This window comes from Geodermatophilus sp. SYSU D00703 (genome assembly GCF_054050155.1).
The window spans coordinates 1-24,388 of the sequence record NZ_JBJGYU010000042.1 but is presented as its reverse complement, the minus strand read 5'-3'; the positions used below and the strand labels follow the sequence as shown (position 1 = coordinate 24,388).

Here is a 24,388-nt window from a genome sequence, read left to right as displayed (position 1 = left end):
CGGTGGTGCACCTGCGGACCGTCGAGACGCTGGTGCACGGCTGGGACCTCGCCCGCGCGACCGGCCGGCCGACCCCCTTCCCCGACGAACTCGCCGCGGCCGAGCTGGCGTTCAGCCGCGACCTGCTCGGGCGCATCCCGGAGGGACGGCGGCCGTTCGCGCCGTCCCGACCGGTGTCCGACGACGCCCCGGCGATCGACCGGCTCGCCGCGCTGCTCGGCCGGTCCGCGTAGGCCGGGGAGGTCCGTCGGTGCGGCGGGACCGCGACCGGTGCGCGGCTCCTGGAGGGCGGAGGGTGATGGCCCGCCGCGCGGCGCTCGACGTCGCTGCGACCGGCGGCTTCCCGGGCGCCCTCGTCGCTAGGGTCCGGCAGCACCACGGGCATCCCGCGTGCCGTGCGTCCGGCCGGCCCCGCCCGTGGCGCTCACGAACAGGCACCGGCACGGCGGCGCCAGTCTGGACCGTGGACGATGTCCACCACCTCCTCCGCAGGGCTCCGCGACCCCGCGACCGCCCTCCGCCGACCCGGGCGCGGCCGCCGGGCGCCCCGGCCGTTGCGCTCGGCCGGCCCGGCGGCCGCGCTGGCGGCGATGACGGCCTGGACGACGGCGTGCGCCGCGACCGGGGCGCCCGTCGGCGCCCCGGCGGCCGCGACGCTGCCCCCGGTGCCCCCGGCCCCGGAGGCGCTGCTGACCCAGGAGCAGGTCGACTCCGCGGTGGCCGCGCTCGACGGGCTGGTCACCGACGCGATGGACCGGACCCGCTCCCCGGCGTGGCAGTCGCCGTCGTCCACCGTGACCGGGTCGTCTCCGCGAAGGGCTTCGGCGTCCGGGAGGTGGGCAGGCCCGAGACGGTCGACCCCGACACGGTCTTCCAGGTGGCCTCGGTGTCCAAGCCGCTCGCCTCCACCGTCATCGCCCGTGTCGTGGGGGACGGCGTCATCGGGTGGGACGACCCCGTCGCGGCGTCCGACCCGGACTTCGCCCTCTCCGCCCCCTACGTCACCGAGCACGCCACCTTCGCCGACCTGCTGTCGCACCGCAGCGGCCTGCACACCGGGGCGGGTGACCTGCTCGAGGACCTCGGCTGGGACCGCGACCACATCCTCGGCCGCCTCGACCAGCAGCCCCTGGAGCCGTTCCGGTCGACCTACGCCTACAGCAACTTCGGCTTCACCGCGGCCGGCCAGGCCGCGGCGGAGGCCGCGGGCCTGCCGTGGGAGGACCTGGCCCGGCAGGAGCTGTTCGAGCCGCTGGGCATGACGTCGACCAGCTACCGCCACCAGGACTACGCGAACGCGGCGAACAGGGCGGCGATCCACGTGCCGACCGGCGACGGCACGTGGGAGGCCCGCTACACCCGGGACGCCGACGCCGAGGCACCCGCCGGCGGGGCCAGCTCCTCGGTGCGGGACCTCGCCGAGTGGGTGCGCCTCCAGCTGGGCAACGGCGTGTACGAGGGCCGGCAGGTCGTCGACCCGGACGCGCTGGACGTCACCCGCGTCCCGCACTCGGTGTCCAGCCGGCCGTCCGGCCCGGAGGCCCGCACGGGCTTCTACGGTCTGGGCTGGAACGTCTCCTACGACGACCAGGGTCGGCTGCAGATCGGGCACTCCGGGGCCTTCTTCCTGGGCGCCGCCACGACGGTCCTGATGCTGCCCGTGGAGCAGCTCGGCATCGTGGTGCTGACCAACGGGCGTCCCCAGGGCATCCCCGAGGCGATCGCCGCCGGGTTCTTCGACGTCGCGAACCACGGGCAGCCCACGGTCGACTGGCTCACCTTCACCGCGGCCGTCTTCGAGCAGGTCGAGGCGGCCGACGCGCCGGAGACCGACTGGACGGCCCCGCCGCCCGCCGACGCGGCGCCGGCCCGGCCACCGACCACGTACGCCGGGACCTACGCCAACCCCTACTACGGCCCGCTGACCGTGACCGCCGCCGGGGACGCCCTCAGCATGTCGATGGGGCCGCCGGACCTGCCCACGACCTTCGCCCTGACCCACCACACCGGGGACACGTTCACCTTCGAGACCGTCGGCGAGAACGCCAACGGGCTCGCCGGAGCGATCTTCACGGTGGAGGGCGACCGGGCCGCGACCGTCCGGCTCGACTTCTACGACCGCACCGGGCTGGGCACCTTCACCCGCGAGTAGCGTCGCGACCACCCGGCCCGCGGAGCGCACCGGCCGGGCGCGGCGATAGGTTGGGCGGCATGCCGATCGAGTCGCCGGGGGGTGTGCCGGCGGGGACGATCCGCGACCTGGGGTTGCCCGGGCGGGCCGTGGCCGCGCTGCTGCGCGCGGGCGTGACCACGACCGAGGAGCTGGCGGGGCTCAGCCGGCGCGAGCTCGCCGCGATCGACGGGCTCGGCCCGGGCCTGATCTCCGCGATCCGGAACGCCGTCCCCGAGCCGGTCGGCCAGGCCCCCCGCGCGGCCCCGTCGGAGGCCGAGGTGCACGCCGAGGCGGTCGCCGCGGGCATCGAGCCGCCCGACGGCGAGGCGCCGATCCCGCCGCCCATCCCGTCGTTCGAGTCGCTGCGGGCGCCGCGGCGGCGGACGACCGTCGACCTGATCGTCCCGGCGACGCCACCCCCCGACGAGTCCGCTCCGGCCGCGGGACCGCGGCCCGCTCCGGCGAGCGGCCCCCGCCCGGCCACGTACGCCGACCTGCGGCGCCTGTGCGTGCGCGGGACCCGGGCCGCGGCCGGCGTGCCGGTGCGCCTGGCGTGGTGGTCGCTGCGCGCGCCGGTCGCCGGGCTGCGGCGGCTGCTCTCCCGCTAGCCCCCCGTCCGCTGGTCGGCGTCCTCGCCGGGACGCCGACCGGCCGCGACGACCTCGGTCAGGGTCTGGCCGTCGCGGGCGATCCACGCCCGGCCGTCGTCGGTGAGCACGAGCGGGCGCTGGATCAGCCGGGGGTGCTCGGCCAGCAGGCGGATCCACGTGTCGGCGTCCCGGGGCAGGTCGCGCAGCCCCAGCTCGCGGGCGAGCGGCTCGGACATCCGCGTGACGTCCCAGGGCTCGAGGTGGAGGGCGGCCAGCGCGGCGCGCAGCTCCGCCTCGCTCGGCGGGTCCTCGAGGTAGCGGCGCAGCGTGTACTCGACGCCGGCCTCCTCCAGCTGGGCGCGCGCGGTGCGGCACTTGGAGCAGGACGGGTTGAACCAGACCTCCACGGCTCCACCCTAGGGCCGGGCTCCGCGCCGCGAGGACGTCGAGCAGCCGCCGCGTGAGCAGCGCGGCCGCCGCCGGGTCGCAGGACGCCAGCGTGCGGCCGGCGGGGCGGCGCCGCGCGGATCCATGGCCCCTACACGTCCGGGCCGTCGAGCGGGGGAGGCGCGACCCGCATCACCCGACGAATCGTCGGCGCGCGATTGTCACAAACGCATAACGGCGGTTACGGTGGGTACGTCCGCGCGGTCGTCACGTCCCCTTCCGGGGAAGCCGAGCGGTCGCCGCCGAGTCGCCCTCCGGGGCGGGCCGGGGACCCATCGCAGTACTGGGGTGAATCCCGCTCCCGGGCACGAGTCCGGGGCGGGTAGGGCCGCTTCCCGCCCGAACCCGTCAGCTAACTCGGTAGGCGGCCATCGGAAGAACGGAGAGCCGCCGGATGGCGTGCCGCTGCCCTGCCGGACACCCGCCTTCGCACCGGTACCGGGCGCGCCCGCGCACCTGATCGCCCGCGACCGTCCCCGACCGCGCCGCCAGCGGCACCACGCGAGCACCTCGCTCGACCGGCACCCCCGCCGTCCCCCCGTGGTCCGCGCACCGGCCGGTCCCCCCGGACCGTCGCCCGCCCGACCGCCCTCCCCGCCGCACCCGCGTCCCGCCGCGGGCTCCGCTGCGCCCGCACACCCGGAGCACCCCACCCCATGGACCCCCGAACCACCACGTCCCGCCGCGCCGACCGTCGTGGCACCCTCCGCTCGCGCCGCCGTCCGGCCCTCCTCCTGGGCACGGCCGTCGCCGGCGCCGTCATGGCGAACGTCCTCGTCGGGACGGGTCCGCCGGCGCAGGCCGAAGCCGGCGCGTCGGAGTCGGTCAGCGTCGCCGAGCAGCTCGGGCTGACCGCGCAGTCCGCCCCCGTCGAGGTCGACGCGGCGCCGGCCCCGGACCTGCAGCCGCTCGAGGACCTCACCGCCAGCCGCGCCTCCCGCGAGGCCGAGCAGACCGCCGCGCAGCAGGCGCAGGCCGCCGCCGACCAGGCCGTGCTCGACCGGCAGAAGGCCGAGGCCGAGGCCGCCGCGCGGGCCGCCGCCGAGGCCGAGGCGGCCGCCCGGCAGGAGGCCGAGGCCGCCGCGCGAGCCGCCGCACCGGAGCAGGCGGCGCCCGCGCGAGCCGCTGCGGCCGCGCCGGGCGCGGTCGCCCGCATCACCAACACCGCCGGGAGCATCAAGGCGGCCGCGCAGGCCGCCGCGAACGCCGTCGTCTCCACCGTGCCCGGCGCCGCCGGCATCACGCTGGGCGGCACCCGCGCCAGCGCGGCTGACCCCGGCGGCCACCCCTCCGGGCTGGCCGTGGACTACATGGTCCTCACCGACGCCGACCTCGGCGACGCCATCGTCCAGTACCACAGGGACCACTGGGACGAGCTCGGCGTCGACTACCTCATCTGGCAGCAGCGGATCCTGCAGTCACCGAACGGTTCCTTCGAGCGGATGGCCGACCGCGGCGGCGTGACCGCCAACCACTTCGACCACGTCCACGTGAACTACCGGGGCTGATCCCCGGCCGACGGCCGCGGGGAGGACCGTGGAGGGAGTCCCCGGGTCCGTCGGGAGGTGGGATGCCGGCGCTCGAACCGGGAACCGTGGCCGAGCAGCTCGCCGCCGTCCGGGAGGACCCGCTGCGGGTCCTGGTCGTCGGCGCGGGCGTGGCGGGGTGACGCTCGCGCTGTGCCTCCGCGGAGCCGGGCTGCACCCGTTCCTGCCGGAACGACGGCCCTCCGGCGCCGACCGGGGCCACGTGCTCGGACTGGTCCCGCTGGTCGACCCGGCGCTGCGGCACCTGCAGGTGGGGGGCACCTACCGCGAACGCAGCGTGCCCGTCCGCCGGTACACGCTGCGGGACCGGGCGGGCCGGCCGCTGCGGGAGTACTCCTTCGAGAGCCTGCTGGCCTCCGGGGACCACCGCGGCATCGAGCGGGGCGAGCTCCTGGCGGTCCCGGCCGCCGCGGGGGGACGGGTCAGCAACGGCGCGACCGTGACCCGGATCGAGCAGGACGGCGGCCGGGTCCGGGCGTACGACACCGGCTGGGGCGGCTGGGTCGGCTGGACCGACCCGGACGACGCGCCGGACCGGTACGAGGAGTGCTGGGGGCGGGGGTTCTTCCTCGGCACGTACCCGGTCCGGGGCCGGGTCGGGGTCTTCCTGGGTGGCCCGCGCCGGGACACCGCCCGCGGAGCCGCGGAGTTCGTTGGCCGGGTGCGCGGGCGGCTGCGGGCCGACGACGCCCGGCTCGAGCGCGCGCTCCGCACGGTCGCCGCCGGCCACGGCACCCACTACTGGCCGATGACCGACGTCCGGGCCCGCACGTGGACCTCGCGCCGGGTGGTCCTGCTGGGTGACGCCGCGGCCGGGTTCCTCCCGACCGCGGGCATCGGGGCCGCCATGGCGATCGAGTCCGCGGACGTGCTGGGCCGGTCGCTGGCGCGGGCCACGCCGGGGTCCGTGCCCGCCGTGCCGCGGGACCACGAGGCCCGGCAGCGCCCCCGCGTGGAGTCCGCGCAGCGCACCTCACGCGTCCTGGGCCGGCTGGTGTTCCGCACGTCCCGGCCGGCCGCCGTCGTCCGCGACCTGGCCTCGCGGTTCGTGCCGCTCGACCGGGCGCTGGCCCCGATCGTCCGGCTCGTGGCCGACCGGCCGCGCGGCGGCTGAGGCCTCGTCGGGACAGGACGCCGGGCCGCCGGCCTGCGGTGGCGGCGTCCCTGCGCGGGGTGTGCCATGGGCCTGCAGGCGTCCGCCGCCAGGAGGCACCGTGAGCACCTCCGCCTGACCCGATCCGGCCCCTGACCCGACGAGAGGCCCCAGCCCGTGAAGCTCCTGCTCCCCGACTCCGTCCCGCTGGTGCCGGACCTGCCCGACGGCGTCCGCGCGGTCACCTACGACGCCTCGGCACCCGTCCCCGACGAGCACCTCGACGCCGAGGCGATGGTCGTGTGGGGCAGCTCGACGGCCGACCTGGCCGCCGTCGCCGGTCGCATGCCCCACCTGCGGTGGGTGCAGACGCTGGCGGCCGGGCCGGACGCCGTGCTGGCCGCCGGCTTCCCCGCGGACGTCGTCATCACCAGCGGCGCGGGCCTGCACAGCCGGACGGTGACCGAGCACGCGCTGGCGCTGGTCCTCGCGCTGGTCCGCCGGCTGCCCGCGGCCACCCGCGCCCAGGCCGAGCACCGCTGGGCCGACGAGCTCGGCGGCCTGCAGCCGCTGCACCCGGAGGGGGCGGTGACCACCCTGATAGACGCCCGCGTGCTCGTCTGGGGGTTCGGCGCCATCGGCCAGACCCTCGCCCCGGTGCTCGCCGCGCTGGGTGCCCAGGTCCGCGGGGTGGCGCGCAGCGCGGGGGAGCGGGCCGGGGTCCCCGTCGTCGCCGAGGACGACCTGGCGCGCGAGCTCGGGCGGACCGACGTCCTGCTCATGATCCTGCCGTCGACCGCCGGCACCGACCGGGCCCTCGACGCCGAACGGCTGGCCGCGCTGCCCGCGCACGCCCTGGTCGTCAACGTGGGCCGCGGCTCGACCGTCGACGAGGACGCGCTCGTCGACGCCCTGCGCGCGGGACGCCTCGCCGGCGCCGCGCTCGACGTGACCCGCACCGAGCCGCTCCCGGCCGACTCCCCGCTGTGGGACGCCCCGGGCCTCCTGCTCACGCCGCACGCCGCCGGGGGCCGGCCGGTCGGCGCGGACGAGCTGGTCGCGGCCAACCTCGCGGCGCTGCTGGCGGGCCGGGACCTGCGCAACGTGGTGGACCGCTGACCACCGTGACGGGGGAGTCGTCGTCCGGCCGGGAACGGCTCAGTGGTTGTCGCGCGGCACGCCCGAGGTCTGCGCGACGCGCTGGTAGCCGACCGCCGGGCCGAGGACCATGCCGTCGCACAGCTGGGTGACCATCGCGCGCTGGATCTCCTGCCACGGCGTCTGGGACGCCGGCGCCGGGTACCCGCCGGCCTCCTCCAGCCGGCGGCGGCGCTCGGCCAGCTCCTCGTCGGGCAGCAGGACGTCGACCCGGCCGCCGGGCAGGTCGATCCGGACGACGTCCCCGGTCTGCAGCAGAGCCAGCCCGCCGCCGGCCGCGGCCTCGGGTGAGGCGTTGAGGATCGAGGGCGAGCCCGACGTCCCCGACTGGCGGCCGTCGCCGATGCAGGGCAGCGCGCGCACGCCCTGCCGGATCAGCGCCGCGGGCGGCTGCATGTTGACGACCTCGGCCGAGCCCGGGTAGCCCAGCGGGCCGACCCCGCGGATCACCAGCAGGCACGTCTCGTCGATGTGCAGCGCCGGGTCGTCGATGCGGGCGTGGTAGTCCTCCGGCCCGTCGAAGACGACGGCCCGGCCCTCGAACACGCCCGGGTGCGCGGGGTCGGAGAGGTAGCGCTCCCGGAACTCGGGCGAGATGACGCTGGTCTTCATGATCGCGTTGTCGAACAGGTTGCCGCGCAGCACGAGGAAGCCCGCGTCGGGCAGCAGCGCCCGGTCGAAGCTGCGGATGACCTCGCGGTCGGTCGAGGCGCCGTCCCGGCAGTTCTCGCCGATCGTCGCGCCGTTCACCGTCACGGCGTCGGTGTGGATCAGCCCGCGCGCCATCAGCTCGTGGACGACAGCCGGCACCCCACCGGCCCGGTGGAACTCCTCGCCGAGGAACCGGCCGGCCGGCTGCACGTCCACGATGAGCGGGACGGTCAGCCCGAGCTCCTGCCAGTCCGCCAGGTCCAGCGGGACGCCGGCGTGCCGGGCGATCGCGTTCAGGTGGATCGGCGCGTTGGTGGAGCCGCCGATCGCGGAGGTGACGACGACGGCGTTCTCGAACGCCTCCCGGGTGAGGACGTGCGAGGGCCTGAGGTCCTCGCGCACCATCTCCACGATCCGCCGGCCGGTGAGGTAGGCCATGCGGGCGCGGTCCCGGTGCGGTGCCGGGATGGCGGCGCAGCCGGGCAGGCTCATGCCGAGGGCCTCGGCGATCGCGTTCATCGTCGAGGCGGTGCCCATCGTGTTGCAGTGGCCGGGGGAGGGGGCCGAGGAGGCGACCAGGTCGACGAACCCGGCCTCGTCGATCTCGCCGGCGGCGAGCATCTCGCGGGCCCGCCAGACGATCGTCCCCGACCCGGTCCGCTCTCCGTCGTGCCAGCCGTTGAGCATCGGCCCGCCCGACAGCACGATCGCGGGCAGGTCGACGGTGGCCGCGGCCATGAGGCAGGCCGGGGTCGTCTTGTCGCAGCCGGTGGTCAGCACGACGCCGTCCAGCGGGTAGCCGTGGAGGACCTCCACCAGGCCCAGGTAGGCGAGGTTGCGGTCGAGCGCCGCCGTCGGGCGCCGTCCCGTCTCCTGGATGGGGTGCACCGGGAACTCCAGCGCCAACCCGCCGGCGTCCCGGATGCCCTCGCGGACGCGCTCGGCCAGGACCAGGTGGTGCCGGTTGCACGGCGCGAGGTCCGAGCCGGTCTGCGCGATGCCGACGACCGGCCGGCCCGACTGGAGCTCCTCGCGGGTGAGCCCCCAGTTCAGGTACCGCTCGACGTAGAGCGCCGTCATCCCGGGATCGTGGGGGTTGTCGAACCAGGCCTGGCTGCGCAGCCGTCGTCCGGGCGCCGCGTCGTCGTCCACCGGGACTCCTCTCGCCGGTCGGAGCCGGGACCGCCCGCCCCCTCCGGCGCGATTGTGGGTCGGCGGACGACGCGCGCGCCACGGCGGAGGAGCGGGGCCCGGACCGGGCGCCCCCTACGCGGTCGTCCCGGGGGGCCGCGGGAGCAGCCCCCCGGGACGTCAGGCGCTGAGCGGGGCCCGGCGCTGCAGCCGCAGGCGGCGCCGCTCCCGCTCGGAGAGGCCGCCCCAGATGCCGAACCGCTCGTCGTTGCCGAGCGCGAACTCCAGGCACTCCATCCGCACCGGGCAGGAGGCGCAGACGCGCTTGGCCTCGCGGGTGGAGCCGCCCTTCTCCGGGAAGAACGCCTCCGGGTCGGTCTCGGCGCACAGGGCGTCCAGGCGCCAGGACTCGTCGCCGGCCGGGACGGCACCGCCGAGGAACGGCGCGGCCGGCTGCGGGGCGGGAGCGGGGGCGAGCGTCAGGTGCGGGCGCGGGAAGGACGACACGGAGAACTCCTCGGTCAGGGGAAGATGCGTGCCGGCCGTGACGGACCAGTACGCCCTGAATTCACTCCGTGACGTTACGCAGTCATCGAGCCGCGTCGCACTGGCACAACATGGAGGAGATGCGCGCGCAGGTTCGGCGGGATGTGCCCGACTCGCCGGGGCGGAGCACGGCCGGCCCGGGGAACCGGCGGCTCACGGCGCGTCGAAGTACGTCACCCGGTCGGGCTGGGCCGTGAACGGGTTGGCCCACTCCGACGGGGCTCCGGTGATCGGCTGCGCGTCGGTCACGACGACGAACGGCGTCCCCGGGTAGACGGCGAGCACCCGCGAGGACGAGGCGAGGTGCTCGGAGCGCTCGACCACCTCGCCGCGGCGGAACTGTCGCGTCGTCCGCCGTCCGCGGAGCTCCTCCCCGACCTCGGCGACCCACTCGGCTCCCTCGTGCGGGAAGGCGATGGACCGGACGCGCCGGTCCACGGGGGCCGGCTCGCAGCCGGCGAACTCGGCCAGGGCCTCGTAGAGCCGCTCGGCCTGCTCGTCGTCGCTCGCCCGCGGGAGGAAGAAGGCTGCCATGCCCCGATCCTCTCCGTCGCCACCGACAGACCGGCCGTCACGTCAGCGGCACGAACCCGGGCAGGTGCTCGGTCAGCCACGCCGTCCAGCGCGGCGCCTCCCGCTCGGCGGCCGCCGCGCCGCCGTCCCCGAACAGGTGACCGCGCACCGTGACCTTCGGGCCGCCGTAGTCGAATGCGCCGATCTCGACGATCCCGGGATGCGGCCGGTCCACGTGCAGCAGGACGGTGCGCCGCCCGGCGTCGACGACCGTCCCCGAGGTGGCGGGCGCGCCGGCGTCCACCGCCACCCGGTCGCCGACCCCGGCACCGGCCAGGCCGACGGAGGCGAGCAGCTCGCGGCCGACGTCGTCGGGGGAGCGGTCCGGGACGGCGCCGAAGACGAGCATCGGCGCGGCCGGCTGCCCGGGGAAGTGGGTCAGGACGAGGCGGAGGTTCAGCAGCGCACCCCGCCACCCCTCGTCGGTGCCCTCGAGCTGGTCCTCCCAGCCCTCGCCGCCGGTGAAGAAGCCGCTCACGAGGCGGACGACGCACGTGCCGCCGTCGCGGGCCTCGACGAGGAGCTCGGTCGCCCACGGTGGCGCGTCGGGTGCGTCGGGGTCCCAGTCCCGCTCCTCGTAGGCGAAGCGGTGCGGGGGCTCCCAGGCGGTGACGACGCCCTCGGAGCTGCCGAACGGCCCGTGGTGGGTGACGATCCGGCCGCCCTCGTGCTCCTCCACCTCGGCGGGCACGAACCACGTGGAGATGCCCGGCCCGGTGGCGATCGCCTGCCACACGTCCACCGGGTCGCCGGGGACCTCGACCTCGTGGGCGGAGACGCGGGCGGTCGGCTCGTCGGGGTCGTAGCGGGTCACGGCAACTCCTCCCTTGGCGGGCCGACCGGGACGTCGGCGGGAACGGGGTGCACGCCGACGAGGACGCGCTGCCATCGGCCCTCCGGCGCGTCCTCGTCGTGGTACCGGGCGACCAGACGGGTGACCGCGGTGGCGAGCTCGTCGGCGAAGGCCGCGCGGTCGGCGGGGGAGGCGAAGCGGACGTCGGCGTCCAGGGCGAGGACCGGCAGCGGCGCGTCGGTGCGCCGGGCGCGCGCCGCCATCCCGCCCACCTCGCGCAGGACCCGGCCCGCGAGCGCGAGCAGGTAGGCCGCCGACAACCGGTCGCGCGTGCGGGCGGAGTCGGCCGCGGCGTCGCCGAGGGCCCCCGGGGACACCAGGTAGCCGGCGGCGGTGGCGACCAGGAGGCGCTCGGTGAGCCCGCCCCACCGCCGGGTGTCGGACTCCTCGACGAGCCCGTGCTCCTCGAGCTTGCGCAGGTGGTAGTTTACCTTCTGCCGGCTCAGCCCCACCCGCTCGGCGAGCGCCGCCGCGGACGCCGGCGCGCGGAGCTCGGCGAGCAGCCGGGCGCGGACGGGGTCGAGCGCGACCGCGGCAGCAGCGGGGTCGCTGATGACGTCGACGGCTCGCACGGTCCGAGCGTCGTGCTGACAGGAAATCTTGTCAAGAGGGCGGCAGGCGGGTCAGACCAGGACGCGGCGGCCGTGCACGCGGTCGGCGGCCTCGGCGGCGAGCAGGATCCGGCGGGCCGGGCGGAAGCGGCCCTCGCGGAGGCGGCGGGCCTTCTCCGGGTCGCGCGCGGCCAGGGCGGCGCTGGCCGCGAGGTCCTGCTTGTTGGCCGCCAGCAGGACCAGGCGGCCGAGCGGGTGGGCCGCGGCGCGGTGGATCAGGCCCGAGATGTAGGGCTCGCCGGGGCGACGGGTGACGGCGTCGACGGCCTCGACGACGACCTCCGGGACGCCGAGGGCGCGCAGCCGGCCCAGGTCGTAGCGGCGGGCCGGGTCGGGGTGGTCGCGGGTGCCCTCGACGATGTCCCGCAGGGCACCGGCCATCTCGGCCTCGGGGCCGAACGGGCGCAGCGCCTCGGCGACCGGCCGCAGGCGCGCGAGGTAGTGGTCGCGACCCTGCTCGTCCACCTGGCCCTCGTGCGCCGCCAGGGCGAGCAGGTGCGCGTCGGGGACGGTGAAGGGCACGGTCCCGAGGCTAGGCGGGGTCCGCACCGGGCCCGCTCCGCCACGGCGCGCGTCGGACCGAGCGGTGCCGGTGGTCCCTGTGACGCGCCGCGGGTGGGGAGGACGATCGCAGGACCCGCGGCAGAGGAGGGTCCGTGCGCCGTACCGTCAGGGGCCTGCTGGCCTTCTTCGTCGTCTTCGGCCTGGTCGTCGGTGGGTGGCAGACCCTCGCGCCGGCGTCCTTCTACCGGGACTTCCCCGGCTTCGGACGGCACTGGGTGAGCGTCGACGGCCCCTACAACGAGCACCTGCTGCGCGACGTGGGCCAGGGCAACCTCGCCGTCGGCGTCGTCGCTCTCGTCGCGCTGCTCACCGGTGGCGTCTGGCTCGCCCGGGCCACGGGGCTGGCCGCGGTCGTGGCCTACCTGCCGCACCAGCTCTACCACCAGCTGACCCTGCACCTGCTGGAGACGCCGAGTGACGAGGTCCTGCAGACCCTCACCCTCACCCTGGTGTCGGTGGCCGCGGTCGTGCTGACCGTGTGCGCGTTCCGCCTGCCGGCGGGGCTCAGCTCCCCAGACGGGTCACCGGGGAGACGCCGAAGCGCTCGGCGGTCATCCGCTTGATCCCGGCAGGGAAGTCGGCCGTCGCGGCGCGGTGGGCGGCGGTCAGCCCGACCTGGGCGGCGCCGTCGCCCGCGAACGCCGCGACGCACGGTTCCGGCGCGGCGTTGGCCAGCGCCAGCAGCGCCCCCGCGACACCCAGCGCACCGCACATCGTCAGCAGCGCGGACGAGCCGGTGTAGAGGTCCCCGTCGAAGACCTCGATCTCGTCGAGCAGCCGGCCGGCGTCGCCGGAGGAGTCCTTGAGGCCGGACACCGGCAGGTCGGGCAGCAGGTGCACCGGGACGCCCGGGGAAGAGGCGACCGGGAAGTGGTAGGCCAGCAGCGGCCGCCCGGCGGCGGCCTTGGCGACCCGCTCGTAGTACGCGCGCGGGTCGGCGACGCCCGGGGGCGAGAGCGCCAGGGCGGCGTCGGCACCCGCGTCGAAGGCCCGCTCGGTCAGCGCGGCGGCCTGCGCCCCGGTCGGCGCGCCGGTGCCCGCGATCACCGGCACGTCCCCCGGGACGGCGGTGCGCACGGTGCCGACCAGGGCGCTGCGCTCCTCGGGGGTGAGCGTCGACGCCTCCCCGGTGGTGCCGGCGACGAGCACGGCCCGCACGCCGGCGTCGACCAGCCGGACGGCGAGGTCGGCGGTGGCCGGGGCGTCCAGGGCGCCCCGCTCGTCGAACAGCGTGACCAGTGCGACGCCGACACCGGTGAAGGACCCAGGCACGCAGCCCATCCTGCGCGCCCGACCTCGCCCGCGACAACGCCGGCGGGGTGCGCCAGGCGCACATCGCTACCCAAGGCCCCGCCGTTCCTCTTCACTTCCTGCATGCAGGACTGGGATCCCGCTGCATCGACAGCACTCCTCGACTGCAAGCAGACGCTCGAGGAGCGCGACGTCGTGCGCTGGCTCCGGGAGACCACCCGGGCCATGTGGCGGCCGAACGCCGAGCGCTACGAGCCGACCCAGCTGTTCGACACGCCCCGCGGGGTGGCCGGCCTGTCCGCGGAGAACTTCCGGGAGCGCCTGCTCGCGGAGTACCGGGCGGCCCACGCGTCCTGGCGGTCGCGCGGCATCCGGCTCACCCTCCCGCACGGCTCGCTGGTGATCGAGGCCGGGCACCTGGCCGTGCACGTCGTCAAGGCCCCGGGCGTGCAGATCCGCGAGCCGGACTGGACCGGCTTCGCCTGGGACACCAGCGCCGTCCGCCGCGCGGCCGCCGCCCGCAACGCGGCGACCCACGCCCTGCCGCCCCCGCCCATCGAGGGGCAGCTGGCCTTCGACTTCGACGTCCTCCCCGCCGGCGGCAACCCGGTCTACCGGGAGGTGTTCTTCGTCTGGGCCGGCGACGCCGTCGGCCTGACGGCCGGCTGGCTGGGCCTGCCCCGGCTGGGCCGGCAGCGGTGGCTGGCGGTGACCCCGCTGTGGCGGGACGACGACGTCGCGGCGGCACGGGGGGAGGGAGCGGCGTGACGACTCCGCGCGTGCACCTCCGGGAGATCACCGACGACAACCGCGACGCGGTGCGCGCCGTGCGCGTCCGCAAGGACCAGAAGCGGTTCGTGGCCTCGGTCAAGCGCTCCCTGCGCGACGCCGCCGAGGAGCCCTCGGCCCACCCCTGGTACCGGGCCGTGTACTGCGGCGACGAGCCGGTCGGTTTCGTGATGCTCTCGTGGAAGGCGCGGGAGGGCCCGTACCGGGGGCGCCACTTCCTGTGGCGGCTGCTCGTCGACAAGCACCACCAGCGGCGCGGGATCGGCCGGGCGGTGCTGGCGCAGGTCATCGACCTGGTCCGTGCGGACGGCGGCACCGAGCTGCTCACCAGCTACGAGCCCGGCGAGGGGAACCCGGGGCCGTTCTACGAGGGGCTGGGCTTCCGGCCCACCGGCGAGGTGGACGACGGCGAGATCGTCCTGCGGCTCCCGCTGTCGGACGCGTGAGCCGTCGTCCCGACCAGGGCGGCGGACCGACGATCTCCGGGCCGGACCGCCGGGGGATCGCGCCGGTGTCGGCGAGCGGGTGCACCGGCCCCCGCGGGACCAGTGCGAAGGACCCCGCGGCGCCCACGGGGCCCCTGGGCCCTGTCGACGGTGCGCGCGCCCGACTAGCGTCCGATCCCCGCGTCGAGAGCCGCCACCGGCCCCGAGCCGGCGGGCCAGAGGTGGCGCGGTGCGGGGCTGCGGACGGGAGACGGCCCATGACCGGGACCCGCAGTGCACGACGCGAGAGCATCGTCGCGGCCACCGCGCTGCTGGTGCTCGCGGGGACGCCGACCGCCGCGGCCGCTCACCCGCTGGCGCAGGTGAGCACGGATCCCGGTGTCGTGATCGCCTGGAACGCCATCGCCTGGCGGACCATCGGCGTCGAGGGCGAGAAGCCGCCACCGGTGGCCCAGCTCTACCTCGGCTTCGTGTCGACGGCCGTGTACGACGCGGTCGTCACCGCCGAGGACGAGGGCGCCGCGTCCGACGTGGCCGCGGCGACCGCGGCCCACGACGTGCTCGGCCAGTACTTCCCGGCCTCCCGGGCCGCCCTGGACGCGGACTACGACGCCTGGCTCGCGAGCGTCCCGGACAGCGAGGCGCGGCGGAACGGTCAGCAGGTGGGTGCGGATGCCGCGGCGGCGCTCGTGGCGGCCCGCGCGGACGACGGTCGGGATGCCCCGATCACCCTCCCCAGGCCCGCCGAGCCGCCTCCCGGCACGTGGGTGCCGACCGGCACCGGGGAGTTCCTCGCTCCGTGGCTGGGCTTCACCGAGCCGCTGGTCGTCGGATCGGTGGAGCGCTTCACCACGGACGGGCCTGATCCCCTGGACAGCGAGGAGTACGCCGCGGACGTCGCCGAGGTGGCGGCGATGGGGTCGGAGACGAGCACCAGCCGGACCGCGGAGCAGACCGACGTCGCGCTGTTCTACAGCGACAACCCGGTGCGGCAGTACCAGGACGCGATGCGGGAGCGGGCGGCCCGCCACGGGATGGACGTCGTGGACTCGGCACGGGTGTTCGCGGCCGCCAACTCGGCCGGAGCCGACGCGCTGATCACCTGCTGGCGGGTCAAGTACGACACCGCCTTCTGGCGACCGGTCACCGCGATCCAGCAGGCCGACCGGGACGGCAACCCCGCGACCACCCCGGACCCGGGGTGGACCTCGCTGCGGCAGGCCCCGCCGTACCCGGAGAACCCCAGCGGCCACGGCTGCGTCAGTTCCGCCGTCGCGGAGACCCTCGAGGAGTTGTTCGGGGAGGGGACTTTGGACATGGAGATCCGCAGCACCGTCACCAACACGGCCCGCCACTACGACGACGCGGACGCCTGGCTGGACGACGTGGTGAACGCGCGGATCTGGCTCGGCATCCACTTCCGGGACGCGATGGACGACGCTCTCGAGATCGGTCGCCGGGTCGCTGACGCGGTGACCGACGACGGGCCCTGATCGACCGGCCGTCGGCGCGGGTGACTCGGTCCCGCGACGTCCTCAGCGCCCGGTGGCGAGGTGGGCGGCGTCGATGCGTTCCCGGGCGACGTAGTAGAGGGTGGCGCCCGCGGTGACGGGCTCGTCCCACGGCGGGCTCACCTGCAGGCCGCCGTCCTGCCGCACGGCCAGGACCGTCGCCCCGAAGGTGCGGCCGAAGTGGCTCTGGGCCTCGCCGAACGTCGCGTGCGGGTAGCCCGCGGGCAGCCGGACCGAGTACGTGTTGCCCGACCCGCCCGCGGTCATGAGCTCGTTGTAGATGGCGGTGATGCCCGGGTCGCTGGCCTCCTCGGTGAGCAGGAACGGCATGTGCCACTGCACCACCTGCACGCCGGCGTTGACGTACCGCAGGTTCTCGCGGCGGGACAGGTCGCGCAGCGCGGCCACCACGTGCACCCGCGGGTTGGCGTGGTCGACGGCGACCGCGATGGCGAGGGTCTCGTTGTCGTCGCGGCCGTCGATGACCGCCGTCCGGGCCGTCGTCAGGCCGGCCCGGCGCATCACGTCGTCCCGCGTCAGGTCCCCGCGCACGAAGTGGACCTCCGGCCGGTCGGGCACGGGGTTCTCGGCGACCTCGTCCCACGCGCAGAGCGCGACCTGCTGCCGGCCCTCGGCGGTCAGCTCGGCGATGATCCGCTCCGTGCGCCCGGGGAAGTACCCGAGCAGCACGACGTGGTCGGACAGGTCCAGTGCCACCACACCCCTCAACCGCTTGCCCCGCACCGACTGCAGCGCGTCGGCGAGCCGGGTGAACAACAGCGTCAGCGTGACGATCCCGCCGACGATCACGTAACTGCCGACGACCCGGCCGGCCGTCGACGTCGGGAAGACGTCGCCGTAGCCCACGGTCGCCGCGGTGACGACGAAGTACCACCAGTAGGTGCCCGGCCGCACGATGTCGCTGCCGGCCGGCTCCACCAGGGCCATCGCCAGCCAGCTCGTCGCGAAGACGACGAGCGCCACCGTCAGGGGCAGCCGCCAGCCGTGCAGCCGCGTCCGCAGGAACCGGGACAGGCGGAGGACGAAGAACGGCACGCAGGCTCCCGGCTCGGCGACGGTGCGCGCAACCTACCGTGCTGCTCCCCGCCGGTAGGCGAGGCGTCAGGCGCCCGGCGGCCGGTAGCGGACCTGCTGCGCCCGGCGCATCGCCTCCATCGTCTCCTCGACGGTGAGCAGCACGGTCGTCTCCAGCGGGCTCAGCGCACCACCGGCACCGAGCGCCAGGGCGACGGCGGCCATGGAGACGTTGTCGGGTGCCTCCCAGAGCGTGTAGCCGTCGCGGGGCCCGAACGCGTACCAGAACCCGTGCAGCGTGCCGCCGACGGACTCGATGTAGGACCGCGCGGCCTCCCGCCGGTCCTCCGGGTTGGCGATCAGCCGGGCCCAGGTCTCCGGCGTGTAGCTGAACCTGGTCAGGTAGAGCGGCATCGGTCTGCCTCCCGTCCGTTCCCTCGGGGACGCCCACCCCAGCCCTCGGACGTCGGCCGGAGGGGTCCACTGGCCCGCGGTCGGCGACCGCGGGCCAGTGGCGGCTGCCTCAGCCGGCGGCGGGGGCCGGGCCGTAGGTCAGGTGCGCCACCCCGTTGCTCAGGCTCTCGGCGCCGAGGAGGGACAGCGGCGTCCGCGGTGCGCCGTCGGGGAACAGCCGGATGCCCGTCCCGACCGCGACCGGGTAGACGTACAGGTGCAGCTCGTCGACCAGGCCGTCGGCCAGGAGCGCCCGTACCAGTGTGGCACTGCCGCTCACGTACAGGTCCCCGCCCACCTCGTCCTTGAGCCCGCGCAGCCGGTCGGCGTCGTAGCCGCCCACCACGGTCGAGTTCGACCACACCGCCTCGGCGTCGGCGAGCGTGGAGGAGACGACGTACTTGGGACTCTCGTTGAAGAAGGGCGCGCCCGGGTCGTCCTCCACGGTCCGGGTGGACCAGGCCGGCGCGAACATCTCGAAGGTGGTGCGGCCGAGGAGGATGCCCGACGCCGAGCCGGTGAGGGCACCGATGGAGGCGGCGAGGTCCTCGGGGAAGCCGTAGTCGATCGTCCACATGGGTGCGTCGACCACCCCGTCGACGGTGGTGAACTCGTGGACCTTGATCGCGCCCAATGCCTTCTCCTCAGCTGTCGTCGGCTCTGCGCCGCTCGTTACGGGTGTCGCAGTGGAGACGATGACCGGTGCCGCTTCTCATCGGTGCAGGGGGGGTCGCCGCGTCCGGGGTGCTCAGCAGGGATCGTCCAGCAGCCCCAGCCGCTCCAGGACGCCGACCAGGTACAGCCGACGCGGGCGGATCAGCCCCGGCACGTGGCACCACCCGGGGCCGGCCACCTGCGCCATCCGGCCGAGGGCCCGGTCGACCTGGGCCCGCGCGTCGGCGGGCAGCTGCGCGTACACCGCGACGAGCTGCTCGCCGGTGAACTCCGGCAGCTGCCGTCCGGCCGGAGCCGGGGCGGCGGCCGGAACGGGGGCGGCGAGCTGGCCGGCCGCGGGACCGGCGGCCGGCGGTGCCCCGAGCGGTGCGACCGGGGCGGCGACCGGTGCTGCGACCGTCGGGGCGAGCGTCGGAGCGACCGGCCGAGGGAGGGGCGCGCCGGTCGCGGCCTGCCGTTGCGGCGCCGGACCCCCACCGGCCAGCAGCCGGCGCAGGTAGCCGCCGGGGTTCTTGATCTCGGGGAACCGCGCGGAGATCTCCCGCAGGGCGGCGTCGAGCGCTGCCGGGTCGGCGGTCCGGACGATCGCCTCGGCATCGAACACGCCCCACTGCCCCAGGAGTGCGACGACCTCGGCGGCGGGCAGCCCGGCGGTGGTCGTCGCCGGTGCCGCGGCCGGGTGGCTCCCAGCGGCCGCCGACCCGGCCGACGGCGGCGTCAGCCGCGCGTCGGGAGGGAGGGGAGATGGATGGTCTTCATCCATCTCATCCTCATGACGGTGACTGCGCGCACCGGTGTCGGGGAACCGGTCACCGGTGCGACCTGCGGGTTCGGCCCGGGTGTCAGGTCCGGTGACACCGGTCGACGTGGTGTCAGCTTCCCTGACACCGGCTCCCGGAGCACCGGTGTCAGCTCTCGTGACATCGGTGGAGGAGACACCCAACGGCCGGTCACTGTGCGTGAGGGTCTGCCGCCGCTCGACGGCGCGGTACAGCTCCGGGCAGAGCACGTAGCGGCCACGGCCGAACCGGTCGGCACGCCCGCCGACGCCGCGTGCCTGCTGGCGGTCGAGGAAGCCGGCCTGCTCCAGCTGGGTGACCATCTCGCCGGCCTTCTGCCTGCTGCATCCGAGCTGCTCGGCGAGCTTGGTGGCGTTGGTGTCCACGACGAGGCGGTGACCGTCGTCGCCGGCCATGCAGATGAGCGTGAACAGCGCCGAGAACAGCTTGACGCCGAGGGCCCGCTGCAGCTGCAGCGCTGCCTCCGGCATGACGGTGACCTTCAGCCCGCCGCCGGGGGCGATCCCGTCGGTCGTGTAGGCGGCGATGGTCTTGGTGACCTCGAAGACCAACGCCGGCCGGGCGGCGGTCGGCGCGCTGTCCCCCGAGCGCGGGGGAGGGGAGGAGGGCGGCATCGGCGTCTTTCCGTGCGCAGGGCGCGCGACACCGCGGGAGCGGACCGACGCGTCCTGAGGGGACAGCACAGAGGACCGGCGGACCGCTGGTGGCCTCGAGGTGTCGATTCCGGAGGCTGGCAGCGGCCGTCGGGGGTGCGTGGCACCGGCTCCGGGGCCGGTGCCACGTTTCGTATCTGGAGGAACTCAGCCCATCGCGGGATCTCTCCCGCGGGTCCTGGCGGCGGTCGGCGTCACGCGGCGTCGGAGACGACGTCGGGCACGGTCAGCGTCGTCACCAGCAGCGAGGCGACCGGGACCGGGTAGTCGCGCAGGTACTCGACCAGGCCGCTCGGGTCCTCGAGGAGCTCGACGTCGCCGTCGCGGTCGATGACGACCAGGCCGCTCCACCCCGGCCGGAGCCGCTTGCGCTTGAGCCGCAGCGCGTCGCTGAGCCGGCGCAACTGCTCACCGCGGACACCGAGCCGGTGCGCGGCCATCGCGAACCGGCCCACGGCCAGGTCACTGGTCGAGTACAGCACCGGGCGGGTGTCACCACGGCGGCGCCGCTGCTCCGCGCCGAGCACGCCGGCCCGCTCGAACGTGTCCAGCTCGGTCGCCGTGAGCCCGAGGTCCTCCTCGACCTGCGCGCGGGTGTAGAAGCCCGGCTCACGGGAGGTACGGCGGGCCCGGGACGGGGCCGCGCTGCTGGTCGCCAAGGGGACCTCCTGGACTCACACGTTGGTAGTTCCCGCGCATCGTGACACGGCTCGACGGGCCGGCCCGGCGCGACTCGCGGGGCCCGCCCCGGTAGTCCTCGGCGGGTGTCGGCGGCACGGGCCCACTCGGGGGGCGAGCCCTCCGAGTGGGCCGTGCACGGGGCGCAACTGGCGGGCGCGTTGCCCCGAGTCGCGTTGCGCAGGCTGATTTGCGCAAAGCGCTACCGGTGAGAATCCCCTGACTTGCGCAAACCGAAGGGCGTGCGTTTACGCAAGTCGGTGTGGCGTCGGCACGGAGGACGGTCCTCGCTCCGGCTTGCCGGCGTGCCGGCTCCCGCAGCATGCTGTTGCGCAAGCGACAGGACGCGAGGTAGCGCAAGATGACGGATCCGGCCGCGGACGGCGACGGGGACTTCCTCACCGTCGAGCAGATGGCCCAGCTCCGCCAGGTCACCCCGGCGGCCATCCGCGCCCAGCTGAGGGCGGGCACCCTCGCCGGGGAGCAGGTGCTGCGGGGACAGCGGACGGTCTGGCGGATCCCGGCGAGCGCGGCCCGGCGTTCCCTGGCGGGGACGGGGAGGTCGTCGTCCGCGGTCGAGGAGGAGCCGGCGGTGTCCCGGCCCGGTTCGGCGGAGGGGACCCCGGCCGCCGCGCCGCAGCCGCCGTCCGCACCGGGGGCGCCGTCCGCCCCGGGACCGACCCCGCCGGTGACCGGGCGAGGGGTGCCCGGCCCGCCGCCCTCGGTGCCGTCCGCGCGCGTCGAGGCCCTCGAGGCCGAGGTGCGCCGGCTGCGCCGTCAGCTGTCGGCTCTCGTCGACGCCCACCACCGGCTGCTCGACGCCGTCTCCGCCGACCTGGCCGACGACCTGGTGCCCTGACCGCCCGACCCGGCCCGAGCGACCAGGAGGGACCGGACACCTCCGCACACGGGGCGCGGCGGGGAGTGGCCGGGGCGGGCGCGCCTCGACGGTCACCCGCCGGCGCGGGCCTCGCGGATCGCCCGCCAGACACGCATCGGCGTGGTGGGCATGTCGATGTGCCGCACGCCCAGGTGGGCCACGGCGTCGACCACCGCGTTCTGCACGGCCGGCGTGGCGCCGATCGTGCCGGCCTCACCGAGTCCCTTGGCGCCGAGCGGGTTGTAGCTGGTCGGTGTCTGGGCGTCGACCAGCTCGAAGGTGGGCACCTCGGTGGCCGACACGATCGGATAGTCGGCGAAGGTGCCGGTCAGCGGGTTGCCGTCCGGGTCGTAGCAGACCTCCTCCAGCAGGGCCTGCGCCGCTCCCTGGGCCAGGCCGCCGTGGCGCTGCCCTTCGGCGAGCAGGGGGTTGACGACCACGCCGGCGTCGTCCACGGCGAGCAACCGGACCAGCTCGGCCTTGCCCGTCTCGACATCGACCTCCACCACCGCGACGTGCGCGCCGAAGGGGTACGTGGGCCCGGCAGCGGTGAACACGCTGCGCACCAGCAGTGGCTCCCGCTCGGCGAGGGAGGCGAAGGACACCGCCGTCCCCGGGACGCCGGTCACCCGCAGCCCGGCTGCAGCCCGGTCGACGACGAGATCGGCGGCGTCGACCTCGAGCAGCTCGGCGGCGCGGGCCTTGGCCAGCTCGACGAGCTCCAGGGCCGACTGGTGCACCGCCGCGCCGCCCAGCTGCAGACTGCGCGACCCGGCGGTGCCACTGCCCTCCGGGACCAGGTCGGTGTCTCCCCAGCGGACCGTGATGTCCGCGACCGGGATGCCGAGCACCTCGCTCGCCAGCATCGCCCACGCCGTCGCGTGCCCCTGACCGTGCGGAGAGGTGCCGGTCAGGATGGTCGCGGTGCCGTCGGGGTGCACCTGCACGGTCGCGTTCTCGTGCGGCGGACCCGGCTCGATCCCGGCGCCGGTGATCTCCACGTAGGCCGACAGCCCGAGGCCCAGCTGGCGGACGTCGCCACGCTCCCGGCGCGCCGCCTGCTCCGCCCGCAGCCCCCGGTAGTCCACCGCTTCCAGCGCCTTCTCCAGCGCGGCCGGGTAGTCGCCGGAGTCGTAGACCGCGCCGCACCTGCTCGTGAACGGCTCGCTGAACGGCGGGACCAGGTTGCGCCGTCGGACGTCGGCCGGGTCCAGGCCGAGCTCGGCCGCGAACAGGTCGACCGCCCGCTCGATCGCCGCGGTCGCCTCCGGGCGCCCGGCGCCACGGTAGGCGCCGACCGGCGTCGTGGTGGTGACCACGCTCCGGAAGGACGTCTCGACCTTCGGGATGTCGTAGACGCCCGGCGCCATGAGCGAGGTGAGGGAGGGCAGCAGCGCACCGAACTTGGGATAGGCCCCGGCGTCCTGGAGCACCGTCAGCCGGTAGGCGCGGATCCGCCCGTCGCGGTCCCCACCGATCGACACGGTCTGCACCTGGCCCCGGCCGTGGGCCATCGCGACCATGTTCTCCGAACGGGTCTCCACCCAGGTCACCGGCCGGCCCACGGAGCGTGCGGCCAGGGCCACGACCGCGTGCTCGGGGTCGGCACCGAACTTCGCGCCGAACGCCCCGCCCACGTCCGGGGTGATGATCCGCACCGCGCCGTCGTCGAGGCCCAGCATCCCGGCCACCGTGCGCCTGCTCCACTGGGCGCCCTGGTTCGGCAGCCACAGGGTCACCCGGCCACGGTCGTCCCAGACCGCCGCAGCAGCGCGCACCTCAAGGGGAGCCACCGCGACCCGCTGGTTCACGATCTCCCTGCTGACGACGACCTCGCAGTCGGCGAACAGGTCCGGGTCGGGGACGCCGTCGCTGGCGTAGGCGACGTTGCTGCCGGCGTCCGGGAACAGCAGGAGCCGTCCGGCGGCGGACTCCTCCGGGTCGACGAGCGCCGGCAGCGGTTCGTAGTCGACCGCGACCAGCGCGGCGGCGTCCTCCCCGGCGTACCGGTCCTCGGTGAGCACGACGGCGACCGGCTCGCCGACGAACCGGACGACGCCGGTGGCCAGGAGCGGCTGCGCCATCGCCTCGGGGTACATCGGCATGGCCGGGCGCTGCGGAGGAGTGCCCGCGACGTCGTCGGCGGTGAGGACGGCGACGACACCGGGGACCGCGGTGGCCGCGGAGGTGTCGATCGACAGGACCCGCGCGTGCGCGACCGGTGACCGGACGAAGGTCGCGTGGACGGCACCGGTCAGCCGCTCGTCGACCACGTCCTCGGTGTAGGTCCCGCCACGGGTGAGGAACCCCGGGTCCTCGGTCCGCAGCACGCGCGTGCCGAGGATGCTGCCGTGAGGGAAGAGCTCGTCCGCTGGACGGGGAACGCCGATCACACCCGGGACGCTAGGCGGACCCGACCGCCGGGGAAGGGCCCTTCGCGGGTCGTCTCCGGGGCAGTTCCTCCCTCGCCCGCACGTCGCGGTCGCGGCCGGCGGGCCGGTGGTCCGCGGGAGCGCCGGACCGGGGTGCCGGAGTGCGGAGCCGGGGACATCATCGTGGTGCCGCCGACGAGCACCGCTGGCGTGGCCGAGGACGTTCACGACCCGGGAACGGGAGGTGCGGCGATGGCGCGGAGTGAGTTCCACGTGGCCCTGACCAACGCACTGGACCTGGCCATGCCACCCGAGGTGGGCCAGCAGTACGACATCGAGGCCGTGGTGGACCAGTGCATCGCCCTGCTCGAGCGGGCGGGGTGGCGGTTCACCCGCACGCCACCCGCCAGGACGTCGTCCACCGCCCGGCCGCGACCGGCGTGACGGACGAGGGCCTCGGCCCGGGACCGAGGGACCTGTGCCCTCGCTGCGCGGCGCGGTAGGAAGCAGCGGTGAGCCGCATCAACGACGTCGGCGGGATGTCGGGATTCCCGGCGGTCGTCGAGGAGCCCGACGAGCCGCCGTTCCACGCCGACTGGGAGGCGCACGTCCTCGCGCTCAACGGCGCGCTGATCCGGCGCGGCGTCTACAACCTGGACGAGTTCCGGGACGCTATCGAGCGGATGCCGCCGGAGGAGTACCTCGCCGCCTCCTACTACGAGCGCTGGTTCACCGCGATCACCACGCTGCTGGCGGAGAAGGGCGTGGCGTCGCCGGAGGAGCTGGAGCCACCGCGTGACTGACCTCGCCCCCGGCATGGGGGGGGGGCCCCCCCCCCCCCCCCCCCCCCCCCCCCCCCCCGCGCCCCCGCCCGCCGCGGGGCGCGCGCGCGGGGGGCCCGGGGGGGC

At 75.9% G+C, this 24,388-nt stretch carries 27 protein-coding genes and 1 riboswitch; of the genes, 13 read left to right on the top strand and 14 right to left on the bottom strand.

Translation table 11 applies throughout. The annotated features are described in order from the left end of the window. Window positions 1-5 precede the first annotated feature (5 nt). From ACI782_RS23670 to ACI782_RS23660, 3 genes are all read left to right on the top strand, one after another. Window positions 6-233 (top strand): hypothetical protein, encoded by a 228-nt coding sequence (locus ACI782_RS23670; RefSeq protein ID WP_456912577.1) that lies wholly within the window; start codon window positions 6-8, stop codon window positions 231-233. Between the two features lie 539 nt (window positions 234-772). Next, window positions 773-2,152, top strand: a complete 1,380-nt coding sequence (locus tag ACI782_RS23665; RefSeq protein ID WP_456912562.1) for a serine hydrolase — start codon at window positions 773-775, stop codon at window positions 2,150-2,152. A 59-nt stretch (window positions 2,153-2,211) separates the two neighbouring features. Beyond that, window positions 2,212-2,781, top strand: a complete 570-nt coding sequence (locus ACI782_RS23660) for a DNA-directed RNA polymerase subunit alpha C-terminal domain-containing protein (RefSeq protein WP_456912561.1) — start codon at window positions 2,212-2,214, stop codon at window positions 2,779-2,781. On the opposite strand, the gene ACI782_RS23655 is transcribed toward ACI782_RS23660, so the two are convergent. After that, window positions 2,778-3,170, bottom strand: a complete 393-nt coding sequence (locus ACI782_RS23655; protein ID WP_456912560.1) for an ArsC/Spx/MgsR family protein — start codon at window positions 3,168-3,170, stop codon at window positions 2,778-2,780. The genes ACI782_RS23660 and ACI782_RS23655 overlap by 4 nt on opposite strands. A gap of 270 nt (window positions 3,171-3,440) precedes the next feature. Continuing rightward, window positions 3,441-3,592, top strand: a riboswitch (cyclic di-AMP (ydaO/yuaA leader). A 274-nt stretch (window positions 3,593-3,866) separates the two neighbouring features. Between ACI782_RS23655 and ACI782_RS23650 the strand changes: the two genes are divergently transcribed. From ACI782_RS23650 to ACI782_RS23640, 3 genes are all read left to right on the top strand, one after another. After that, window positions 3,867-4,718, top strand: coding sequence for a hypothetical protein (locus tag ACI782_RS23650; RefSeq protein ID WP_456912559.1), 852 nt, complete (start codon window positions 3,867-3,869; stop codon window positions 4,716-4,718). Window positions 4,719-4,875: 157 nt separating this feature from the next. Continuing rightward, a complete protein-coding gene (locus ACI782_RS23645; protein WP_456912558.1) occupies window positions 4,876-5,871 on the top strand; it encodes an FAD-dependent oxidoreductase in 996 nt (331 codons plus the stop codon). A 156-nt stretch (window positions 5,872-6,027) separates the two neighbouring features. Further along, a complete protein-coding gene (locus ACI782_RS23640; RefSeq protein ID WP_456912557.1) occupies window positions 6,028-6,969 on the top strand; it encodes a phosphoglycerate dehydrogenase in 942 nt (313 codons plus the stop codon). A gap of 39 nt (window positions 6,970-7,008) precedes the next feature. Here ACI782_RS23640 and ACI782_RS23635 read toward each other — a convergent pair whose 3' ends face one another. The 6 genes from ACI782_RS23635 to ACI782_RS23610 all read right to left on the bottom strand — a co-directional run bounded on the left by ACI782_RS23635 (window position 7,009) and on the right by ACI782_RS23610 (window position 11,895). After that, window positions 7,009-8,811 (bottom strand): IlvD/Edd family dehydratase, encoded by a 1,803-nt coding sequence (locus tag ACI782_RS23635; protein WP_456912556.1) that lies wholly within the window; start codon window positions 8,809-8,811, stop codon window positions 7,009-7,011. A 159-nt stretch (window positions 8,812-8,970) separates the two neighbouring features. After that, on the bottom strand, window positions 8,971-9,297 hold the full coding sequence (locus ACI782_RS23630) for a WhiB family transcriptional regulator (RefSeq protein WP_456912555.1): 327 nt from the start codon (window positions 9,295-9,297) through the stop codon (window positions 8,971-8,973). A gap of 192 nt (window positions 9,298-9,489) precedes the next feature. Continuing rightward, a complete protein-coding gene (locus ACI782_RS23625) occupies window positions 9,490-9,870 on the bottom strand; it encodes a hypothetical protein (protein ID WP_456912554.1) in 381 nt (126 codons plus the stop codon). A gap of 37 nt (window positions 9,871-9,907) precedes the next feature. Next, window positions 9,908-10,723, bottom strand: coding sequence for an SRPBCC family protein (locus tag ACI782_RS23620; protein WP_456912553.1), 816 nt, complete (start codon window positions 10,721-10,723; stop codon window positions 9,908-9,910). Further along, complete coding sequence (locus ACI782_RS23615) at window positions 10,720-11,334, bottom strand: helix-turn-helix domain-containing protein (RefSeq protein ID WP_456912552.1); 615 nt, start codon at window positions 11,332-11,334, stop codon at window positions 10,720-10,722. Before ACI782_RS23615 ends, ACI782_RS23620 begins: the two co-directional genes overlap by 4 nt. A 51-nt stretch (window positions 11,335-11,385) precedes the next feature. Next, window positions 11,386-11,895 carry a phosphohydrolase gene (locus ACI782_RS23610; protein ID WP_456912551.1) on the bottom strand — a complete coding sequence of 170 codons (510 nt, stop codon included), beginning with the start codon at window positions 11,893-11,895 and terminating at the stop codon, window positions 11,386-11,388. Window positions 11,896-12,029: 134 nt separating this feature from the next. On the opposite strand from ACI782_RS23610, the gene ACI782_RS23605 reads away from it, so the two are divergent. Continuing rightward, window positions 12,030-12,500 (top strand): hypothetical protein, encoded by a 471-nt coding sequence (locus ACI782_RS23605; RefSeq protein ID WP_456912550.1) that lies wholly within the window; start codon window positions 12,030-12,032, stop codon window positions 12,498-12,500. Here ACI782_RS23605 and ACI782_RS23600 read toward each other — a convergent pair. Then, window positions 12,442-13,209, bottom strand: a complete 768-nt coding sequence (locus tag ACI782_RS23600; RefSeq protein WP_456912549.1) for a dihydrodipicolinate synthase family protein — start codon at window positions 13,207-13,209, stop codon at window positions 12,442-12,444. The two genes, ACI782_RS23605 and ACI782_RS23600, sit on opposite strands and share 59 nt — an antisense overlap. Window positions 13,210-13,311: 102 nt before the next feature. Here ACI782_RS23600 and ACI782_RS23595 point away from each other — a divergent pair, with 102 nt between their 5' ends. The 3 genes from ACI782_RS23595 to ACI782_RS23585 all read left to right on the top strand — a co-directional run bounded on the left by ACI782_RS23595 (window position 13,312) and on the right by ACI782_RS23585 (window position 15,916). Next, a complete protein-coding gene (locus ACI782_RS23595; RefSeq protein ID WP_456912548.1) occupies window positions 13,312-13,956 on the top strand; it encodes a hypothetical protein in 645 nt (214 codons plus the stop codon). Then, on the top strand, window positions 13,953-14,423 hold the full coding sequence (locus ACI782_RS23590) for a GNAT family N-acetyltransferase (RefSeq protein WP_456912547.1): 471 nt from the start codon (window positions 13,953-13,955) through the stop codon (window positions 14,421-14,423). The genes ACI782_RS23595 and ACI782_RS23590 overlap by 4 nt, the downstream gene beginning before the upstream one ends. 257 nt (window positions 14,424-14,680) lie before the next feature. Beyond that, the gene (locus ACI782_RS23585; RefSeq protein ID WP_456912546.1) at window positions 14,681-15,916 is read left to right on the top strand and encodes a vanadium-dependent haloperoxidase; all 1,236 of its coding nucleotides are present in this window, start codon (window positions 14,681-14,683) and stop codon (window positions 15,914-15,916) included. Window positions 15,917-15,958: 42 nt separating this feature from the next. On the opposite strand, the gene ACI782_RS23580 is transcribed toward ACI782_RS23585, so the two are convergent. The 5 genes from ACI782_RS23580 to ACI782_RS23560 all read right to left on the bottom strand — a co-directional run bounded on the left by ACI782_RS23580 (window position 15,959) and on the right by ACI782_RS23560 (window position 20,209). Next, window positions 15,959-16,990, bottom strand: a complete 1,032-nt coding sequence (locus ACI782_RS23580; RefSeq protein WP_456912545.1) for an ion channel — start codon at window positions 16,988-16,990, stop codon at window positions 15,959-15,961. Between the two features lie 66 nt (window positions 16,991-17,056). Then, window positions 17,057-17,383, bottom strand: a complete 327-nt coding sequence (locus tag ACI782_RS23575; RefSeq protein ID WP_456912544.1) for a GYD domain-containing protein — start codon at window positions 17,381-17,383, stop codon at window positions 17,057-17,059. A 109-nt stretch (window positions 17,384-17,492) separates the two neighbouring features. Beyond that, window positions 17,493-18,056, bottom strand: coding sequence for a dihydrofolate reductase family protein (locus ACI782_RS23570; RefSeq protein WP_456912543.1), 564 nt, complete (start codon window positions 18,054-18,056; stop codon window positions 17,493-17,495). 114 nt (window positions 18,057-18,170) lie between these two features. Further along, on the bottom strand, window positions 18,171-19,511 hold the full coding sequence (locus ACI782_RS23565) for a hypothetical protein (protein WP_456912542.1): 1,341 nt from the start codon (window positions 19,509-19,511) through the stop codon (window positions 18,171-18,173). Window positions 19,512-19,744: 233 nt separating this feature from the next. Then, window positions 19,745-20,209, bottom strand: coding sequence for a hypothetical protein (locus ACI782_RS23560; protein ID WP_456912541.1), 465 nt, complete (start codon window positions 20,207-20,209; stop codon window positions 19,745-19,747). Window positions 20,210-20,589: 380 nt separating this feature from the next. On the opposite strand from ACI782_RS23560, the gene ACI782_RS23555 reads away from it, so the two are divergent. Then, entirely contained in the window at window positions 20,590-21,087 is a 498-nt protein-coding gene (locus tag ACI782_RS23555) for a hypothetical protein (protein ID WP_456912540.1), read from the top strand. A 92-nt stretch (window positions 21,088-21,179) separates the two neighbouring features. Here the strand turns inward: ACI782_RS23555 and ACI782_RS23550 are convergent, their stop codons facing one another. Continuing rightward, window positions 21,180-23,438 (bottom strand): xanthine dehydrogenase family protein molybdopterin-binding subunit, encoded by a 2,259-nt coding sequence (locus tag ACI782_RS23550; protein ID WP_456912539.1) that lies wholly within the window; start codon window positions 23,436-23,438, stop codon window positions 21,180-21,182. Window positions 23,439-23,732: 294 nt separating this feature from the next. Here ACI782_RS23550 and ACI782_RS23545 point away from each other — a divergent pair, with 294 nt between their 5' ends. Together ACI782_RS23545 and ACI782_RS23540 are read left to right on the top strand one after the other, a co-directional pair. After that, window positions 23,733-23,924, top strand: coding sequence for a hypothetical protein (locus tag ACI782_RS23545; protein WP_456912538.1), 192 nt, complete (start codon window positions 23,733-23,735; stop codon window positions 23,922-23,924). A gap of 68 nt (window positions 23,925-23,992) precedes the next feature. Then, window positions 23,993-24,283 (top strand): hypothetical protein, encoded by a 291-nt coding sequence (locus ACI782_RS23540; RefSeq protein WP_456912537.1) that lies wholly within the window; start codon window positions 23,993-23,995, stop codon window positions 24,281-24,283. Window positions 24,284-24,388: the final 105 nt, after the last annotated feature.